The following is a 19257-nucleotide window of genomic DNA, read 5'->3' as shown; positions in this document are numbered from 1 at the left end:
CGGAGGTCCAGGACCGGCCCGAGCCGGCCCGAGGACGACGACAGTTGCCGTGAACCGGTGTCGTCGCTAGGGTGTGGGCGTGTCTCCCCGCCGCAGCCGGCCCACCGGACCCTTCTCTCGAGGCGACCTCCTCGCCCGGCTCTTCGTCGGCGTGGCCACCGTCGTCTTCATCGGCACCGCGCTCTGGTTCGCCGCCGTCGCCCCCGACGAGGTGCCCAGCCACTTCGACGGAGCGGGCCGGGCAGACGAGTGGTCATCGAAGGCGGAGACTCTCGCCTGGCTCGTCCCCCTCGGCGTCGGTCTTCCGATCGTGCTGTCGATCCGCGCGATCTGGGCCCGGATCCCTCTCACCCTGCTCAACGTCCCGAACAAGGAGTACTGGGTCGAGCACGGCGAGCGTGACTACCTCATCGATCGAGTCATGGTCTTCCTCCGGACCACGGGCGGGGCCATGGCCCTGCTCTTCACGACGATCCTCCTCATCTCGCTGGATGTCGCCCGAACGGGTTCCGACGCCCTGGTGCTGCTGCCGACCCTCGGGTTCCTCGCCATCACCGTCGCGGCGATCTGGGTGCTCTTCCGCAGTCTCGATCCGCGCCGCCGGACATGAGGCGCCGCAGCCCCACCCCGACCCGGGCCGTCCGTCAGGCCGTGACCGGGCCGTCCGTCGGGCCGTGACCGGGCCGTCCGTCAGGCCGTGACCGCGGGGGCGAAGACCGCGTGGTCCCAGTCCTGCAGGGCATGGGCCGAGGCCCAGAAGTGCAGCTCGTAGACGCACGCCTGTTCGAAGGCCGCGCGCATCGCCGCCGCCTGTTCGGCGGGCGCGCTCTGGAGCTCCTGTTCGAGGACCCGCACGGCCTGCCGGGTCGATTCGTCGAACTCCGGGGAATCGTAGGTCTGCACCCATGCCCGGTAGGGATGGTCCTCACTCATGTGTCCGGCCCGCTCGATGAGCACCTTGCCCATGTGGGCGTACACCCAGAAGCAGGGCAGCACTCCGGCCACCCCTTCCCCGTACGACCGGGCGGCGGCGGTGGCGACGAGGAACGAGACGTAGCCCAGGGTCGTCGGTGAGGGCACGGCCTCGACCGCGTCGCCGAGGAGGGTCTGACGCGCCGTGGCCAGTCGGGAGTCGGCGAGCAGCTCCTCATGCATGACCTCTTCGACGGTGATCGCCTCCGCCGCCGAGCTCGCCCAGAACCGGGACTGGCTGCGATCGTCGGCGCGGGCGGCGAGGAACGACATCGCCTTGGCGTATCCGGTGAGGTAGATGCTGTCCTGGGTGATGTAGTTCGTGAAGGCGACGGGGTCGAGGCTGCCGTCGGCCAGCTGGCCGAGGAACGGCAGGGCCTCGATGCGGTCGATGATCGGACGGACCTCGTCCCACAGATCGGCGGTGGCAGGTCCTGCGGCGAAATTCGTGGTCATGGGGATTCCCTCCTTGGGGGTTGTCGGCCGATGCGCCGGGAGACGCATCGACGCGCAGGGCGAAACGGTGAGGAACTGGAGCGGTCAGTGACGGACGATGTCGACCTGATGGTCGACCGGGCCGTGGGCGCCGGCGGGGTCGAGGCTGACCTGCCACTCGGCCGCGGACCGCAGCGCCCTGCCGAGGTAGCCGAGGGCGGCGTCCACGGCGGCGGCGAGGACCTCCCCGTCCACCTCGGCGAGTCCGCCCATGTGCTTCCGGTGAGCCACCTCGGCGGTGATCGCGGCGGACAGGGTGCACCCGGTCCCGTGGGTGTTGGGGGTCGCGATCCGCGGGTGGACGAACTCGGTGACGGCGTCCGCGGTGACGAGGATGTCGGTCACCTCGTCGTCGGAGCCGTGGCCGCCCTTGAGCAGAACGGCTCCCGTCCCACGGTCGAGCAGCCGCCGCGCCTGGTCGAGCATCTCGTCCCGGGTCCGGGCCTCGGGCATGTCGTCGCCGAGGAGAAGCGCGGCCTCGGGGAGGTTGGGGGTGATGAGGTCGGCGACCGGCAGCAGCCGGGTCCGCACGGCGTCGACGGCATCGACCTCGAGCAGACGGTGCCCCGAGGTCGCGACCATCACCGGGTCGACGGTGTAGAAGCCGAGGTCGGACTCGGCGGCCCGGGCGACGACGAGGTCGACGAGCGCGCGCGTGCCGAGCATCCCCGACTTCGTCGCGTCGACGGGCATGTCACCGAGCACGCTGTCGAGCTGGTCGGACACGAAGTCGACGTCGATCGGGTGGACGCGGGAGACCCCGTGGGTGTTCTGGGCGACGAGCGCGGTGATGGCGGTCGTCCCGAGCACTCCGCGGGCGGTGAAGGTCTTGAGGTCCGCATGGATCCCGGCTCCCCCACTGGGGTCGGTGCCGGCGATGGACAGCGCGATCGGCGGCCGGGTGCTCACTGCTCACCCGCCGGGGCGACCGGACCGCCGGGTGCGACCCTGCCGTCGGGTGCGACCCTGCCGTCGGGTGCGACCGGACCGTCGAAGGCGTCGAGCAGGGCGGCCGCGGCCGCCGCGGGATCCGCGGCGCGGCAGATCGCGGAGACGACGCAGATCCCGATCAGCCCCCGATCCCGCAGCGAGGCGGCGTTGGCGGCGGTGATCCCGCCGATCGCGACGGCGGGCAGACCCGCCTCCGCGGTGAGTTCGCCGAGGCGCTCGGGCCCGATCCCGCCGGGGGCGTCGGCCTTCGTCGTCGTGTCGTAGACGGGACCGATGCCGACGAGGTCGACGACGCCCGCGGTCCGGGCGGCGGCGAACTCCGCGGCGGTCGCGGCCGAGAGGCCGAGGAGCGGTTCCGGACCGACGAGGGACCGGACCTCCTCGACGGGGGTGTCGGACTGGCCGACGTGGATGTGGACGGGGATGCCCTCGCCGAGCAGCGTCCGGGCGACGGCCACGCGATCGTTGAGGACGACGGGGACCTGTCGGCCGGTGCCGGCCACCGCACGATCGACCGCGGTGACGACCTCCCGGGTCAGGGCGAGGAAGTCCGAGTCGTCGATGTCCTTGTCGCGCACCTGGACGATGCCGACTCCCCCGGCCACCGCGGCCTCGACCGTGGCGGCGACGGTGCGGCCGGCGTCGCGGCACTGGCCGGAGTCGGTGACGAGGTAGAGGCGGGTGTCGATCCCCGCGAAGCGCGCACCGGGAGCCGGGATCCGGTTCGCCGGTCTCTCGTCGGCCACCGTCATGACGCGACGCTCTCGAGCGCGTCGACCTCGACGCGGACCCGGGCGAGCTCCTCGGCGCTCAGCGCGTGCAGGGCGTCGAGGAACGCGACCGCGTAGCTGCCCGGTCCCGTGGCGTGCTCGCCGGCCGAGGCTCCGGCGGCGGCGAAGTGGGCGTGGGCGGCGATGACCGCGGTCAGTGTCGCCGAGGTGCTCGTCCCCTCGGCCGCGCGGGCGTCGGAGGAGGTCGCGGCCTCGGCCACGGTCGTGTCGGTCGCGGCGGCGAGGTACGCGGCCGTCACCGCGCCGAGGGAGCAGCCGGTGCCGATGACGAGTGGCATGAGGGCATGGCCGCCGTGGACATGCGCGACGTGGTCGACGCCGTCGATGTGGGCGACGATCGCATCGACCGGTCCCGAGACCGCGACGACGGCTCCGGTCTCCCGCGCCAGCTCAGCGGCGGCGGGGAGGACCGCGTCGACGTCGTCGGTCGAGTCGACTCCGCGACCGCCGAGCCCGAATCCGGCGAGCGCTGCGATCTCCGAGGCGTTGCCGCGGATCGCGGTCGGGCCGGCGGCCGCGGCGCGCCGGATCCTCGTCGTCCGGTAGTCGGCGGCGCCGATGCTCACGGGGTCGAGGACCCACGGCTTCTCGTGCGTCGTCGCGGCGTCGATGGCGGAGTCCGCGGCGAGGAACTGATGGCTCGTGGCGGTGCCGAAGTTGACGAGCAGCCCGGACGCGATCTGCGTGAACTGCGCGGCGTCGGCCTCGTGGTCGAGCATCGCCGGGGAGGCGCCGACGGCGAGGAGCACGTTGGCGCTGAACTGCTGCACCACGGTGTTCGTGATGCATTGGATGAGCGGATTGGTCGCACCCAGCTGTCGGTGCGCAGAGTTCAGGTCGATGTCGACCATGACGATCCCTTCGCTAGTGTTGCCCAGATCAGGTTCGATGGGTGTCTTCTCAGCCTGCACGTGTGTTCATGGCACCCCATGTCATAGGTCACGACTGTATCAGGATCGCCGCGGCCGCGGCGAGTCGCGGCCGCGGCCCCGGCTCGGGTCAGCGGGCCACCGGATTGGCCATCTGCCCGGCGTAGAGCAGCGACTCGGCCTGGTTGGAGATGTCGACCATCTCGAGGGTGTTGCGCAGCTGCAGCCGGTTGAGGCAGGAGTGGGCGAACGTCTCGGCGCGCAGGTCGACGTCCCCGGCCAGGCCGCGGGCGGACTCCGGGTGCGCGGACTCGTACTCGTCGAGGATCTCGGCCACCAGTCGCCAGAATGTCCGCGCCGCCATCACCCCGTCGCCGTCGAGGATTCCAGCCAGGTGCCGGAGCACTCCGTCGAACATGTCGGTGAAGACGGACAGGGCCTTCTCCTCTCCCGAGACGAGGGAGCGGATCCGCTCGACCTCGGCGGGCAGTTTGCGGGGCCCGAGCACCGCCACCTCCTCGCCGATGTCCTTCATGAAGGCTCCGGTCACGGAGTGCTCCTCGAGCACGAGGATGAGATTCTCCCCGTGCGGCATGAAGACGAGGTCGTGGGCGAGCAGCCCGTGGACGAGGGGGTGGAGGTAGGCCCGCAGGTAGTCGCGCACCCAGTCGTGCGGTGCCCGCGCGGAGGCGCGGATGAGCTCGCTCGTGTACGACACTCCGCGGTGGTCGCGGTGGAGCAGCGCCGCCATGGTGATGAGCCGCTGGTTCCTCCCGATCATCGGCAGCGGGTTCTCCCGCCACAGGGCCGCGATCATCTTCCGGTGCGGGTTCGAGGTCGGCGTGCGATGGTAGACGTCGCCGGTGTAGCCGATCGCGGAGTGCTCGCGCAGGAGCCGGAAGCCGGCGGCGGCGAATGCCGGATCCGATCCCACGAGTCCCGCCACCCAGTCGTTGATCGCCGGGGTCGCGCGCATGTACTCCGGGGAGAGGCCGCGGAGGAAGCCCATGTTCTGCACGGCGAGCGCCACCTTGACGTACGGGGCTCCGGTGCGCGAGTGGTTGAAGAAGGTTCGCAGGGACTGCTGGGCCTGGTGGTCGTCGAGCCCGGGGCCCAGCGGGAGCAGGTCTCCGCGGGCGATGTCGGCGACGAAGGTGATCGCCAGGCGGTGGTCGGCCTGCCAGGGGTGGATCGGCAGGAGATGGAAGTCGTCGGGGTTGCGCCCGGCGGCCCGGATCCGCGACTCGAACAGCTCGCGCTCCGCCGCGCTCAGTGCGCGCTCGAGGTGTTCCGTCTCGTCGAGGCCCGCGCCCAGGGAGAGGTGCGTGTGCTCCCGGCCAGCGGCGATCCATTCGAGACGGTTGCGCCGGCCGGCCTCCGGGGCCCAGGTCCGGTAGTCGGAGAGGCCGAATCCGATCCGGCCGTTGTTGGCCACGAATCCGGGGTGTCCCTCGGTCATCGTCGCCTCGGTTCTCTGGAAGTCCGCGGCGAGGAGCTCGGTCGACGTCGGTCGCCGCCCGGTCCCCGCTTCATGGAGCTTGAAGGCGGCGCCGGCCATCGTCGAGGCGAGCTCCTCCAGGTAGGTGGAGAGCAGTTCGTCGGGCAGACCGAGGTCGGCCCGGAGTTCGAGGATGAGTTCCTGAGCGTCGAGGGGCAGCTCGTGGTCGGTGTCGTCGCCTGCGCCGGAACGTGCGCTTCCGTCACGGAAGCGGCGGACGCTCGACTCGTCGATGACCCAGTGCTCGAGCGGCAGCACTGTCGCGCGGAAGACGTAGCGGACGCCGGAGTCGGGGATCCGGAGCACGTAGGTCCCGGCCGGAACGTGCTCCTCCGGCATCCCGGCCTCAGGCGTCCCGGCCTCCGGATCATCGGCCTCGCCCGGGTGCTGCGCCTCGAGCCTGCGCGGACGGATGAGCCTCTCATGGCTGAACTCGGAGAGTGCCTTGGTCACCAGATGGCGCTGGACGACGGCGAAGGTGTCGGCGCTGAGGTGGGAGTGCACGGATTCGGCTCCTTCCCCGCGGCCGGCCACCAGCGGGGCCAGGGCGCTGGAGTCGAAGTCCTCCCGCGTGCACACGCTCACCAGCGCCTGCTTGGGCACTCCGTCCTGGAGGATGCCGGCCTCCCGCACGGTGCGGAACCCGGCGGCCGCGTTCTTCGCGAGGATCGCCGTGTTCCGGACGTCGGGTTCGACGATCACCCGGGTGGCCCCGCGACCGCCTCGCCGGTGCGGGCGGAGGCAGAAGTCGATGACCTCGGCCATGATCCTGTCCGTGAGTCCGCGCAGCCGCTCTCCCCGAGGCGGGGCGACGAGGAGGTGCATCCCGATGTCTCCGGGCCGATCGTCGATGATTCCGGCGGGGATGAGCGTCGACGGCGCGTAGGTCTCGACGTAGAAGCACCTCTCGCCGTTCACCGTGCCGACCCATCCGTTGTCGTCGGGCGAGCGGCGGATGCCGTCGAGGTAGTCGCGCACCTCGGCGCCGCTGAGCTCCATCATCTGCCAGTAGCGGGAGCGTTCGTCCTTGAGCCACGAGTGGATCAGCTCGGCGTCCCGGGCGGGATCGAGCGGTGCGATGCGGACCTCGGCCGACAGTGCGTCGATGCCGCTCAGTGTGCCGGGCCGCGGTGCGTCGGTGTCGATGGTCTGGCTCATGCGGGGGTCCTTTCCCTGGTCGTCAGTTCGTCGGCGATTGTCGCGTCCTCCGAGCCCCCGGCCGGCGGTACGCCGAAGGTCTGGAAGGCGATCCGGCGCTCGATCGGGTAGGGTTCGCGGCCGGTCACCGCGGCCAGTACGACGGAGGCCCGCCATGGGCCGAACCCCAGGTCGGGCGCGGTGACCCCGTGCGTGTGCTCTTCGCCGTTGAGGACGTGGAGGTCTCCGGCGTCGTTGATGGTGTACTCACGGCTGACGTCGAGTCGTCCGTGCCTGTCCGTGCGCACCTCGGCGCCGAGGGGACCGAGGAACTCCGGGACCTGGGACCGGTACCCGGTGGCGGCGACCACCGAGCGGGTCCGCAGGTCGAAGGTGCGCCCGAGGAGCTGGTTGCGGAACCGGAGGACGTACTCCCCGCTGTCGTGGGCTGCGGTGCGGAGCTCCGCGTCGGTGAGAAGGCTCGTCGGCAGCTCCCGCCCGCCGCGGCTGAGCCGGTACAGCGTGTCGTGGATGTCGTCGATGAGTTCGGCGCTGATGCCCTTGTAGAGGTTCCGCTGCTCACGGCCGACGGCATCGCGGAGTTCATCGGGCAGCGCGCGGAAATGGTCGGTGTACTCCGGAGAGGTCATCTCGAGGGTGAGCTTCGTGTACTCCATCGGGAAGAACCGGGGAGAGCGCGTCACCCAGTCGACCGTCACGCCGCGATCGACGGCCTCCTCGATGAGGTCGAGGTAGATCTCGGCCGCCGACTGGCCGCTGCCGACGATCGTCACCGACCCGCTGTCGAGCAGCTCGCTCCGATGGGCGAGGTAGTCGGCGGTGTGGATGACCGGTCCCGCGTCCGCCGTCTCCAGTCCCTGGAGCGCCTCCGGGACGACGGGGGCGGTGCCGACACCGAGGACGACGTGGCGGGCGTGGTGGACCTCCTCGCCGAGGCGGCGCCCGGAATCATCGCGCACCTCGGCGACGACCGTGAAGACCGAGCCGCGCCGGGTCACCGAGGTGACCTCACGGTTCCACCGCAGCGTCGACAGCTGGGACGCGACCCAGCGGCAGTACTCGTCGTACTCGGCCCGGAGCGGGTAGAACGACTCCCTGATGTAGAACGGGTAGAGTCGGCCCTTCTCCTTGAGGAACTGGAGGAAGGACAGCTTCGAGGTGGGATCGGCCATGGTCACGAGGTCGGCGAGGAAGGGAACCTGCACCGTCGATCCCTCGATCATCATCCCCGGGTGCCAGCGGAACTCCGGCCGGCGGTCGAGGAACACGGCGTCGACGTCGGGCAGGGGGTCGGCGAGAGCGGCCAGGCCCAGGCCGAACGGGCCGATGCCGATTCCGACGAGGTCGTGGATGTGGTCGGTCCTGTCACCGAGGTCGCGGATGCGGATGCCGTCCTCGGTGCGGGCGTCGCGGATGCGCACGGATCCGCCGGTCGGGTCGGCGGTGCCGCTGTCGTCGGCTGCGGATGGTCGAGGGGTGGCTGTCATGCGGTCGTCCTCCCAGGGGTTTCGTTCCCGGCCGCCACTCTGCGCTGAGAGCAGCGACCTCGAACTTAGGTAAGCCTGCATTAGGACAACCTACCCTAAGAAAATACCTCCGAAAGTGTGTTCTGGCTCACATCGGACGGAGCCCGGACAGTTCGGGGCCCGGTGCACACCGTGCACCGGGCCCCTGCTCATGCGGCGATTCCGACGGATAGACGCACCCGTCCGCGTCCCCTACCGGCTCGTGTAGTTCGGTGCCTCGACGGTCATCTGGATGTCGTGCGGATGGCTCTCCTTGAGTCCCGCGGTCGTCAGACGGACGAACCTTCCCTTGGCCTTGAGTTCGTCGATCGTCCGCGCTCCGACGTAGAACATCGACTGACGCAGTCCGCCCGTGAGCTGATGGGCGACGTGCTTGAGGTGGCCCCGGTAGGCGACGCGGCCCTCGATGCCCTCCGGGATGAGATCGGTGTCGGTGGCGATGTCGGCCTGGAAGTAGCGGTCCTTCGAGTACGAGATGCCCTTGCGGGGAGCCATGGCGCCCAGCGATCCCATGCCGCGGTAGGCCTTGTACTGCTTGCCGTTGACGAAGATGAGATCGCCGGGCGACTCGCTGCAGCCGGCGAGCAGGGATCCGAGCATGACGGTGTCGGCGCCGGCGACCATCGCCTTGGCGATGTCTCCCGAGTACTGGAGCCCGCCGTCGCCGATGACCGGCACACCGGCCGGTCGGGCGGCCTGCGCGGCGAGGTGGATGGCGGTCACCTGGGGCACCCCGACTCCGGCGACGACGCGAGTGGTGCAGATCGAGCCCGGGCCCACGCCCACCTTGACCGCGTCGACGCCGGCGTCGATGAGCGCCTGGGCGCCCTCACGGGTCGCGACGTTGCCGCCGATGATCTGGACGGCGTCGAAGGCGGGATCGGACTTGAGCCTGCGGATGGTGTCGGTGACGCCGCGCGCGTGCCCATTGGCGGTGTCGACGACGAGGACGTCGACACCCGCCTCGGCCAGCAGCCCCGCCCGCTCATAGGCGTCGCCGTAGAAGCCGACGGCCGCGCCCACGCGCAGGCGGCCTTCGTCGTCCTTCGTCGCCAGCGGGTACTCCTCGGTCTTGACGAAGTCCTTGACGGTGATGAGGCCCTTGATGACGTTGTTCTCGTCGACGAGCGGCAGCTTCTCGACCTTGTGCCTGGCCAGCAGCTCGAACGCCCGGTCGGGAGAGACGCCGACCGGTGCGGTGACCAGCGGCATCGGGGTCATCGTCTCGCCCACGGTGCGGTGCGGGTAGTCGCCGAGGGTGACGAAGCGCAGATCGCGGTTGGTCACGATGCCGACGAGGACGTTGTTCTCGTCGACGACGGGCAGACCGGAGATCCGGTAGCGGCCGCAGATCTCGTCGAGCTCTTCGAGCGTCTTGTCCGGCGTGATCGTCAGCGGGTCGTTGATCATCCCCGATTCGGAGCGCTTGACGTAGTCGACCTGATCGGCCTGGTCTTCCTTCGACAGGTTGCGGTGGATGATCCCGAGCCCGCCGATGCGGGCGATCGCGATCGCCATCCGCGATTCGGTCACGGTGTCCATCGCTGCGGAGACGAGCGGGATGTTGAGCTCGATCTCCTTGGTCAGTCGGGTGGTCGTCGAGGCTTCCGAGGGGATGACGTCGGTGTCACCGGGCAGGAGGAGGACATCGTCGTAGGTGAGTCCCGTGAGGGAGAACGGATCGTGTGCGGCCTGATTTTCCTGCTCCGGGATCCCCATGAGTGGTGCCTTTCGACGCGGTGAGTTCGGTGGGTCAATGCTATCGAACGCATACATGCCCGAGCCACAGATTCAAGCACCGCGCATTGTGAGTCTGCCGACAGGCAGACGTAGTCACCGCCAGGCCTCGCCGAGGTGGTGGTGCGGCTCAGTATCCCTCGCCCACCGAGCGGGCGAGGTCGAGGGTCGAGGCCTCGGAGTCGTCGAGGTGGATGCGCAGCAGTCCCTCGGCGCCGTGCCGGTCCCCCGACGTGATCCTGTCGAGGATGTCCCGGTGCGGGTTCGCCCAGTGCGAGTGGTACTTGCCCGGCTCGGCCGATCGGGAGAACGTCGTCGACAGCCGGGCGAGGAGGTTGAGGTAGAACTCGTCGAGCAGGGGGCTGCCGAGCAGTCCGACGATTGCCCGGTGGAAGGACATCGAATGCTCGACCGCATCGGCCCAGCCCTCGTCGGCGGGAGCGGTCTCGGCGCGGACGACGGAGGCCTCGACCCGGGCGAGCGCCTCGGCGGTGGCGTCCTGGGACTCCTGCACCGCGCGGATCTCGAACACGCGGCGGGCGCGGTAGAGGTCCTTGAGCTCCTCGATCCCGAAGGTGCGCACGAAGAACCCGCGGTTGGGCTCCTGGACGAGCAGACCGGCGTGGCGCAGCAGGCTCAGTGATTCGCGGGCGGTGTTGCGGGAGACGTTGAACTCCTTGGCCAGCGCGCCGTCGCGGATCGGACTGCCGGCCGGGTACTCGCCGGTCGTGATCCGGGTCCGCACACGGCTGACGATCGCCTCCGAGGTGCATCCGTGGACAGAATCTGGCATGTCCCTAGGCTACCGCCTTCGGGTGGGAGTTCCGTGGTCCATGCGCAGCCACGGACCACGGCACCACCCTGGCTCGCCCGAGAACCGCCCCCTTGCGCCTGCGTTCCGACCCTTGAAGACTGGAGCTCCGGGACGCGAGACGGAGGGAGTCGAGGCGATGAGTGAGGATGCACCGTCCCTGTTCGAACCCGACGGGACGGGACGCCCGCTGGCCGACCGGCTGCGCCCGCAGAACCTCGCCGAGGTGGTCGGCCAGGACCACCTCCTCGGCGCGGAGGCCCCGATCGGGAGGATGGTCGCCGAGCACCGGCTGGTCTCGATGGTCCTGTGGGGTCCTCCCGGCTGCGGGAAGACGACGATCGCGCGCCTGCTCGCCGAGGCCACGGGCCTGGTGTTCGAGCCGCTCTCGGCGACGTTCTCGGGCGTCGCCGAGCTGCGCAAGGTCTTCCAGGCCGCCGGCAGGCGCCGTGAGATCGGACAGGGAACACTGCTGTTCGTCGACGAGATCCACCGGTTCAACCGTGCCCAGCAGGATTCGTTCCTCCCCTATGTCGAGGACGGCACGATCGTGCTCGTCGGCGCGACCACGGAGAATCCCAGCTTCGAACTCAATGCGGCGCTGCTGTCGCGCTGTCAGGTCTTCGTCCTCAGACGCCTCGACGACTCCGAGCTTCTCGTCCTCATCGACCGCGCCGAGGAGGTCACGGGCACTGCGCTGCCGCTGACCGACGACGCCCGGCAGGCGCTCATCGCGATGGCCGACGGGGACGGACGCTACCTGCTCAACCTCGTCGAACAGCTTCAGACCGTCGACACGACGCTCGATGTCACCGGGCTGGTGCGGCTGGTCCAGCAGCGGGCCCCGGTCTACGACAAGTCGCAGGAGGGCCACTACAACCTCATCTCCGCGCTCCACAAGTCGATGCGCGGCTCTGACCCCGATGCCGCGCTCTACTGGCTGGCCCGGATGCTCGACGGCGGCGAGGACCCGCTCTATATCGCACGCCGTCTGGTGAGGTTCGCGAACGAGGACATCGCGATCGCCGACCCCCAGGCCGTGCACCAGGCGATCGCGGCCTGGGACGTCTATGAGCGCCTCGGCTCCCCGGAGGGCGAGCTCGCGATCGCCCAAGCGGTCGTGTACCTGGCGACGGCGCCGAAGTCGATCGCCGTCTACCGCGGATTCGGCGCCGCGCGGAAGCTGGCGAAGCGCACGGGTTCGCTCATGCCCCCGGAGCACATCCTCAACGCCCCGACGAAGCTGATGAAGGATCTCGGCTACGGCAGGGACTACGAATACGATCCGGACTCCCCGGGCGGATTCTCCGGTGCGGACTACTTCCCCGAGGGCATCGAGCGCGAGAAGCTCTACCGGCCCACGGGCACCGGCTACGAGCGGATCATCGGCGAGCACGTGGCCGAATGGGACCGCCTCCGCCGACAGAGACGCGACGACTCCGGGGAGTGAATCACCCCAGGCGCAGCGTGGTCTCGAACCGGCGCGGCTCTCCGGTCACTGGATCGGTGAAGTCGATCGTCGAGGCGAGCAGCTGCAGCGGGGAGCTGAAGTCGTAGGGGTCCGGGCACAGATCGACGGGATAGACAGGGTCGCCGAGGATGGGCAGGCCCAGGGACGCCATGTGCACGCGCAGCTGATGCGTTCGTCCCGTCACGGGCTCGAGCTCGTACTCCCCCACCGCGCGCCTCGGCGAGGGCGGGTCGACGGGTCCGAGGAACCGGATGCGACTGACCGCGTTCGGTTCGCCCTCGACCTCGAGGACCTGCCTGCCGCCGCGTGGTTTGACCAGCCTGGACCGTACCTCGCGAGGGAACTCGAGGCCGGCCGGCGGCAGCGGCGCGAGCGCCCGGTAGGTCTTCGTGACGAGCCGGTCCTGGAACAGCCTCTGGTAGGTGCCGCGGGTCTCCACCCTCTTGGACAGGATGAGCAGTCCCGCCGTGATCCGGTCGAGGCGGTGGATGGCGACGAGGTCGGGCAGGCCGAGGTCGACGCGCAGCCGGGTGACGACGCATTCGCGGACGAACCGGCCATTCGGGGTGCTCGCGAGGAAATGCGGTTTGTCGACGACGAGCAGGTCCTCATCCTCGAACACGATGACCGGGTCGAAGGGGATGCGCTCCTCGGCGGGCACCGGTCGGTGGAAGAAGTAGAAGCCTCCCGGGCTGACGGGATCGTCCCAGGCGACCGGCTCCCCCAACTCATCGCACATCTGCCCTGTGCTGAGCAGTCCGCGGCGCTGCGCCTCGGTGGCGGTGGGGAACTCGTCGTGCAGCCACTGCCCGATCGTCTCGGGCACCGGCAGGTGCGCCTTCGCGCTCGTCGCCTTCCCGCCCGGGGCCCGGAGCGCAGTCGCGGAAATCCCCTCACGGGGCGGAAGCGGGCTGCGCGGCATTGCCCCATGATATCCCTGCCCTCGATGCCGGATCGCCGCGACGGATGCTCCACTGCTCGTGTGTCACACGAGCAGGACGGAGAGCAGGTGGCGGGTCTCCCCGGGCCCACTCATACCGCTTCGAGCGCCTCGACCGGATTGATCGAGGTCGCGGCCCTCGCCGGGACCCGGCCGGCCAGAGCCACCGCGAGCAGCGAGCCGGGGACCACGACGACCAGCACCCACCACGGCAGGGACGGGGCGAAGAATCCCGTCAGCGGGGAGATCACGGCGAGCGCCCCGATCCAGCCGTAGAGGACACCGAGCGGAACCGCGACCAGGCACGCGACGACGGTCAGCTGGAGGCCTTCGCCGAGTACCATCGTCCGCACCCTGGCCGGGCTCTGCCCAAGCGCCATGAGGAGGCCGATCTCCCTGGTCCGCTGCCGGACGGACAGGGCCAGGGCGTTGACCACGCCGATGACGGCGATGACCACGGAGAAGGCCACCATGCCGAGGAAGAAGAGCATCGTGCGGTCGATGACCTGCAGCAGCGCGTCCTCGACGATCTCCATCCCCTCCTCGCCCAGGCTCTGTGCGTAGATCACCATCTGGTCCCGGAAGGTCGTCATCGCGGTGGCGAACATCGTCACAAGGGTGATGCCGATGATGAGGCCGATGACCGTGCGGGAGCTGCGGATCGGGTGCCGGTCGATGTTCTTCGCCGCCAGCCGCGCCGAGGCGCTGCGACCCATCAGCCTGCCCGCACGGCTCTGCAGCGGCGGGAGGAACCAGGCGCTGCCGACGATGAGCCCGAGGAATGAACAGGCGCCTCCCGGGGTGGCGATGAGGAGCCCGGCCGGGTTCGACAGCGCGAAGCCGAGGTACGCGCCGCCGGCGAGCATGATGAGGCCGAGGGCGAGCAGCACCAGGGCGATGCCGAGCGAGCGTTTCGAGGACCGCACGTCGTCGGTGCGCTGCTCGACGGACTGCGAGGTCGCCTCGATCGGGGAGATCCCGGAGATCCGCTTGGCGCCGAGGAAGGCCGCGTACCAGGTCACGGCGATGGTGGTGACGGCGGGCACGAACATCTCGATGCCGCCGAGCCCCGGGTCGACGGTCACCGCGTCGCCGAGGAGGGCGAGCGTGACCAGGGCCAGGCCCGTCGACACGGCCACCGCGGCCGCGGTGGCGGGGACGGAGACGATGAGCCCCTCCAGACCGGCGGCGCGACGCAGCCTCCTCGTCGAGGCGCCGATGAGCCGCAGCAGGGCCAGCTGCCGACTGCGACCGGCGATGATGATGCTGAAGGTGTTGGCGATGACGATGCCGGAGACGAACAGGGCGATGAGGAAGAACGTCATGCCGACGATCGTGATCATCACGGTCGCGGTGTCGGAGGCGGACACCACCTCGGCGGAGCGCATCAGGGCGCCGAGGATCCCGATGCCCTGCATGATCGCGGTCCCGAACAGCGCGGCGATGAAGACGACGAGGACGCTGGGGGCGAACTGCCGGGGGTTCGCCCGGATCTCGCGGAGCGGATTCATCGCGCCTCCCCCTGCGCCGCCGAGGCGGAGGCGTCGGAGTCGAGGGCCGCACCGGACTCGAGGTCGAGCATCGTCCGGGCGATCGCCTCGGCGCGGATGGTGCCGGTCAGCTCCGTGACGGGCCGGCCGTCGGCGAGGAACACGACGCGCTGGGCGTGGGAGGCGACGAGCGGGTCATGGGTGACCAGCACGATGCTCTGCCCCAGGTCCCGCACGGCCTCGGACATGACGCGCATGACCTCCCGCCCGGAGCGGGAGTCGAGGTTGCCCGTCGGCTCATCGGCGAAGAGGATGTCGGGCCGGGTCGCCAGAGCACGGGCGATGGCCACACGCTGCTGCTGGCCGCCGGAGATCTCGTTCGGCCGGTGGTCGCGCCGGTGCCCGATTCCGAGCCGATCGATGAGGTGGTCGACCCATTCGCGTTCCTCGGCCGTCGGCTTCCGGTCGTCGAGCTCGAAGGGCAGCAGGATGTTGTCGATGACGGTGAGGGTGGGGATGAGGTTGAAGGCCTGGAACACGAATCCGATCGTCCGCCTGCGCAGCTTCGTCAGCTCGTCGTCGTCCAGCGCCGAGATCTCCCGGTCGCCGATGTGCACTCGGCCCGAGGTGGGGGTGTCGAGACCGGCCATGATGTGCATGAGCGTCGACTTGCCCGAGCCGGAGGGTCCCATGATCGCGGTCATCCGGGCAGGAGCGATGTCGAGGTTCACCCCCTGCAGGGCCGTCACCGACATGTGCGCGGTCGCATAGGTCTTCGTCACATCGCGGATGCGTGCGATGGGAGGAGCGGTACAGGTCGTCGGGGATGCGGGGTGGGGCTGGGTCACTGCTGGATCACCTTGGTCTCGAGGGATTGTCAACGGTGTCCACGTTAGTGAGCACTCGACTCGTCGACTGTGCGGTAACCCTGAAACGGCACTCGGGAAAACCCGAGCACCGCCCCCCGAACGCACGTGTGGCCCGGAACGTGATGTTCCGGGCCACACGGTGTCAGCTGACGAGGAGTCAGACCGGGATCAGTCCTCTTCCTCTTCCTTCTTCTCGACGACCAGGGTCTCGGTGGTGAGAACCAGGGCGGCGATCGAAGCGGCGTTGCGCAGTGCCGAGCGGGTGACCTTGACGGGGTCGATGATGCCCGCCCCGATGAGGTCGCCGTAGGAGTCGGTCGCGGCATTGTAGCCCTGCCCCGATTCGAGCTCCTCGACCTTCGAGACGACGACGTAGCCGTCCTGGCCCGCGTTCTCGGCGATCCAGCGCAACGGCTGGACGACGCCGCGGCGGACGATGTCGGCACCGGTGGCCGCATCGCCGGTCAGCCCGAGGTCATTGCCCTCGAGCACCTTGGCGGCGTGGATCAGAGCAGATCCGCCACCGGCGACGATGCCCTCCTCGATGGCCGCGCGGGTCGCCGACACGGCGTCTTCGACGCGGTGCTTGCGCTCCTTGAGCTCCACCTCGGTGGCGGCGCCGACCTTGATGACTGCGACACCGCCGGCCAGCTTGGCCAGGCGCTCCTGCAGCTTCTCACGGTCCCAGTCGGAGTCGGTGTTCTCGATCTCCGAGCGGATCTGGGCGACGCGACCGGCGACGGCGTCATCGGATCCGGCACCGTCGACGATGGTCGTGTTGTCCTTGGTGACGGTGATGGTCCGGGCGTTGCCGAGCTCCTCCAGGGTGACCTGGTCGAGCTTCATGCCCATGTCGGCCGTGACGACCTGACCGCCGGTGAGGACCGCGAGGTCCTCGAGGATCGCCTTGCGGCGGTCACCGAAGCCGGGGGCCTTGACGGCGGCGACGTTGAGGATGCCGCGCAGCTTGTTGACGACGAGGGTCGACAGGGCTTCACCCTCGATGTCCTCGGCGACGATGAACAGCGGCTTGCCGGCCTGCTGCACCTTCTCCAGCACGGGCAGGAGCTCCTGGATGTTGGAGATCTTGCCCTGGTTGATGAGGATGAGCGCGTCGGAGAGCACTGCCTCCTGGCGTTCCGCATCGGTGACGAAGTGCGGGGAGAGGTATCCCTTGTCGAACTGCATGCCCTCGGTGATCTCGAGTTCGACATTGGCAGCCTGGGATTCGTCGATGGTGATGACACCATCCTTGCCCACCTTGTCGAAGGCATCGGCGATGAGGGCGCCGATCTCTTCTGACTGGGCGGACAGGCCCGCGACGTGGGCGATCTCCGAGGAGTCGGCGACATCGCGGGCGATGGTGCCGAGCTGGTCGGAGACGGCCTCGACGGCGGTCTCGATGCCGCGCTTGAGGGCACCGGGAGCGGCGCCGGCCGCGACGTTGCGCATTCCTTCGTGGACGAAGGCCTGGGCCAGGACGGTCGCGGTGGTGGTTCCGTCACCGGCGATGTCGTTGGTCTTAGTGGCAACTTCCTTGGCGAGCTGTGCGCCGAGGTTCTCGTAGGGGTCGTCGATCTCGATCTCACGAGCGATGGTCACGCCATCGTTGGTGATCGTGGGGGCTCCCCACTTCTTGTCGAGCACGACATTGCGTCCGCGAGGTCCCAGCGTCACCTTGACGGTGTCGGCGAGCACGTTGACTCCGCGTTCGAGTGAACGGCGGGCCTCGTCGTTGAATTCCAGAGTCTTAGGCATTCGTCCTCCGTAGTAGTGAAGTGATTCGGAAGGATTCAGCCGATGACGGCGAGCACGTCACGAGCCGAGAGCACGAGGTACTCCTCGCCGCCGTGCTTGACCTCGGTGCCACCGTACTTCGAGTAGATGACCCGGTCGCCGACGTTGACGTCGACCGGAACGCGGTTGCCGCTGTCGGACACGCGGCCGGGGCCGACTGCGACGACTTCGCCTTCCTGAGGCTTCTCCTTGGCGGTGTCGGGGATGACCAGACCGCTGGCAGTGGTCTGTTCTGCTTCGACCTGACGGATAACGATCCGATCTTCGAGTGGCTTGATGGAGACCGACATATCGGGCCCTCTCCCTTCGCTGGGTTCTTCTTGACACAGATCAGACGGCGGCGGCTGCCATGACCCTCTCGTCGTCGCGGGTGCCGAGCGGATCGACCGTCCAGTGAAACTGGCACTCTGGGAGCGCCAGTGCTAACTCGACTTTAGGACGCAATTAGCACTCGGTCAACTTGAGTGCCAAGAGGCGGGCACGACGAAGGGCCCCGGATCTCTCCGGGGCCCTTCGAATTCGGCTCAGGCGTGCCGCAGCGCGCTCGGGCGATCGCTCAGGCGCAGGCCCACTGGCTCCAGCCGGCCTCGCGCTGCAGCTTCTTGGCGCGGTCGAACTGCTCCTGCGGGCTGGCGTCGGCCGGGTTGCCCGATCCGCCCATCGACTGCCAGGTGGCCATCTTGAACTGGAACAGTCCGTAGTGGCCGTTCGGGTTGACGGCCTTGGGGTTGAAGTTCGATTCGCACTTGGCGATCGAGTACCACTTGGAGCCGGGTCCGCCGAGCATCGCCTTGATCTCGGAGGTGCTCATGTCACCGCCGCCACCGCTCGAGCCGGAGTCTCCACCGGAGCCGGAGTCACCGGAGTCGCCGCCGGAACCACCGGTCGAGGGGGCCTCTTCCTTGGTGCCTTCGACGATGACCTTGGTCTCCGCCTCGGCGAGGACCTTCTCGCTCTTCTTCTCCTTCTTGACCTCTTCCCCGTTGACGGTCTTGACCGAGTACTCGATCTCCTTCTGACCGTCCTTGCCCTTCTTCTCGACCTTGGTCTCGCCCTTGGGCAGGGAGTCGGACTTCTTCTTCTCGACCTTGGCCTTGATCGTCTCCTTCTCCTTGACGACCTCGTTCTCCACCCGGTTGACGGTGAGAACCTGGCCGTCGGCAGGAGCTGCGGTGAGCGGCACGGAGAGGAAATCGTCCTTGTCGAGCTTGACGCCGGCCTCGTTGAGGGCCTCTTCGGCGGTGTCGACGGGAGCGGTCACCGAGTGGTCCTTGCCGTCGGCGAGGACGGTGAGATCCTTGGCGGTCGTGACATCGATGTCGTTGCCGGTCTCCTTGAGCTTCGTGTCCGCCTCGGCGTTGAGCTGAGCGTCCTTGGCGTCGACGCCGAGGTCGGCCAGCGCCTGGCCGACGGTGTTCGCGGTCGTCCACTCCTCGGACTTCTTGCCATCGACCTCGAGCGCGACCTGCTTGGCGGTGTTGACGGTGATCGTCATGTCCCGGTCGATCTTCTCACCGAGTCCGGGCTTGACCTCGTCCTTCTCATCGACCTTGATGTCGCGGCTGTCGAGGATGTCGCCGACGGTGCCGCCGAAGGTTCGGACCTCCTCGGCCTGGCCGTTGACCTCGAGGGTCACGGGCTTGTTCATCGAGACGACAGCACCAGTGCCACCGACGAGTCCGGTGATCACGATCGCCTGGGCAACGATCTGGGCTTTGCGGTTCTTGAGCAGATCAATCACAGAAGTATCCCTGGGGCAGAGTTCATCGACTCATCCACTGTAACCGATTCGTTACAAGCACTGCAAAACATCACAGAAACGTAACGCCGAGGCGGCTTCCGGTAACCCTGAACGTTCCCTGCACGACGGCGGGTCCCTCCA

Annotated in this window: 16 protein-coding genes and 1 riboswitch; of the genes, 2 read left to right on the top strand and 14 right to left on the bottom strand. The window is 68.9% G+C overall.

Annotation, left to right across the window (positions count from 1 at the left end; all coding sequences use genetic code 11):
• Positions 1–79 precede the first annotated feature (79 nt).
• Positions 80–610: a DUF1648 domain-containing protein gene (locus DFO65_RS00435; protein ID WP_181778558.1), complete on the top strand. Its 531-nt coding sequence runs from the start codon at positions 80–82 to the stop codon at positions 608–610.
• An 80-nt stretch (positions 611–690) separates the two neighbouring features.
• Here DFO65_RS00435 and DFO65_RS00430 read toward each other — a convergent pair whose 3' ends face one another.
• The 8 genes from DFO65_RS00430 to DFO65_RS00395 form a co-directional block, all read right to left on the bottom strand.
• Positions 691–1428 carry a TenA family protein gene (locus tag DFO65_RS00430; RefSeq protein WP_113902450.1) on the bottom strand — a complete coding sequence of 246 codons (738 nt, stop codon included), beginning with the start codon at positions 1426–1428 and terminating at the stop codon, positions 691–693.
• 84 nt (positions 1429–1512) lie between these two features.
• A complete protein-coding gene (gene thiD, locus DFO65_RS00425) occupies positions 1513–2376 on the bottom strand; it encodes a bifunctional hydroxymethylpyrimidine kinase/phosphomethylpyrimidine kinase (protein WP_113902449.1) in 864 nt (287 codons plus the stop codon).
• The gene (gene thiE, locus DFO65_RS00420; RefSeq protein WP_113902448.1) at positions 2373–3170 is read right to left on the bottom strand and encodes a thiamine phosphate synthase; all 798 of its coding nucleotides are present in this window, start codon (positions 3168–3170) and stop codon (positions 2373–2375) included. The genes thiD and thiE overlap by 4 nt, the downstream gene beginning before the upstream one ends.
• Entirely contained in the window at positions 3167–4060 is an 894-nt protein-coding gene (thiM, locus tag DFO65_RS00415) for a hydroxyethylthiazole kinase (RefSeq protein ID WP_113902447.1), read from the bottom strand. Before thiM ends, thiE begins: the two co-directional genes overlap by 4 nt.
• Positions 4048–4149: riboswitch (TPP riboswitch) on the bottom strand. Its footprint overlaps the gene before it by 13 nt.
• Before the next feature lie 59 nt (positions 4150–4208).
• Positions 4209–6734, bottom strand: a complete 2526-nt coding sequence (locus DFO65_RS00410; protein ID WP_113902446.1) for a GNAT family N-acetyltransferase — start codon at positions 6732–6734, stop codon at positions 4209–4211.
• Positions 6731–8221, bottom strand: coding sequence for a lysine N(6)-hydroxylase/L-ornithine N(5)-oxygenase family protein (locus tag DFO65_RS00405; RefSeq protein ID WP_113902445.1), 1491 nt, complete (start codon positions 8219–8221; stop codon positions 6731–6733). The genes DFO65_RS00410 and DFO65_RS00405 overlap by 4 nt, the downstream gene beginning before the upstream one ends.
• 231 nt (positions 8222–8452) lie before the next feature.
• The gene (gene guaB, locus DFO65_RS00400; RefSeq protein ID WP_113902444.1) at positions 8453–9979 is read right to left on the bottom strand and encodes an IMP dehydrogenase; all 1527 of its coding nucleotides are present in this window, start codon (positions 9977–9979) and stop codon (positions 8453–8455) included.
• 148 nt (positions 9980–10127) lie between these two features.
• Complete coding sequence (locus tag DFO65_RS00395) at positions 10128–10790, bottom strand: GntR family transcriptional regulator (protein ID WP_113902443.1); 663 nt, start codon at positions 10788–10790, stop codon at positions 10128–10130.
• A gap of 157 nt (positions 10791–10947) precedes the next feature.
• Here DFO65_RS00395 and DFO65_RS00390 point away from each other — a divergent pair, with 157 nt between their 5' ends.
• Positions 10948–12258: a replication-associated recombination protein A gene (locus tag DFO65_RS00390; RefSeq protein WP_113902442.1), complete on the top strand. Its 1311-nt coding sequence runs from the start codon at positions 10948–10950 to the stop codon at positions 12256–12258.
• A gap of 1 nt (position 12259) precedes the next feature.
• Here DFO65_RS00390 and DFO65_RS00385 read toward each other — a convergent pair whose 3' ends face one another.
• The 6 genes from DFO65_RS00385 to DFO65_RS00360 all read right to left on the bottom strand — a co-directional run bounded on the left by DFO65_RS00385 (position 12260) and on the right by DFO65_RS00360 (position 19116).
• Positions 12260–13201, bottom strand: coding sequence for a pseudouridine synthase (locus DFO65_RS00385; RefSeq protein WP_113902441.1), 942 nt, complete (start codon positions 13199–13201; stop codon positions 12260–12262).
• Between the two features lie 110 nt (positions 13202–13311).
• Positions 13312–14730 carry an ABC transporter permease gene (locus tag DFO65_RS00380; protein WP_113902440.1) on the bottom strand — a complete coding sequence of 473 codons (1419 nt, stop codon included), beginning with the start codon at positions 14728–14730 and terminating at the stop codon, positions 13312–13314.
• A complete protein-coding gene (locus DFO65_RS00375) occupies positions 14727–15464 on the bottom strand; it encodes an ABC transporter ATP-binding protein (RefSeq protein WP_113902843.1) in 738 nt (245 codons plus the stop codon). The genes DFO65_RS00380 and DFO65_RS00375 overlap by 4 nt, the downstream gene beginning before the upstream one ends.
• A 282-nt stretch (positions 15465–15746) precedes the next feature.
• Positions 15747–17336 carry a chaperonin GroEL gene (gene groL / locus DFO65_RS00370; protein WP_113902439.1) on the bottom strand — a complete coding sequence of 530 codons (1590 nt, stop codon included), beginning with the start codon at positions 17334–17336 and terminating at the stop codon, positions 15747–15749.
• 35 nt (positions 17337–17371) lie between these two features.
• Complete coding sequence (groES, locus tag DFO65_RS00365) at positions 17372–17665, bottom strand: co-chaperone GroES (protein WP_113902438.1); 294 nt, start codon at positions 17663–17665, stop codon at positions 17372–17374.
• Positions 17666–17931: 266 nt separating this feature from the next.
• Positions 17932–19116, bottom strand: a complete 1185-nt coding sequence (locus tag DFO65_RS00360) for a resuscitation-promoting factor (RefSeq protein ID WP_113902437.1) — start codon at positions 19114–19116, stop codon at positions 17932–17934.
• Between the last annotated feature and the right edge of the window lie 141 nt (positions 19117–19257).

Source organism: Brevibacterium sanguinis, from assembly GCF_003315415.1.
Taxonomy (GTDB): domain Bacteria; phylum Actinomycetota; class Actinomycetes; order Actinomycetales; family Brevibacteriaceae; genus Brevibacterium; species Brevibacterium celere_A.
Note: the sequence above shows the minus strand (reverse complement) of the source record. Positions and strands in the feature narration are given on the sequence as shown.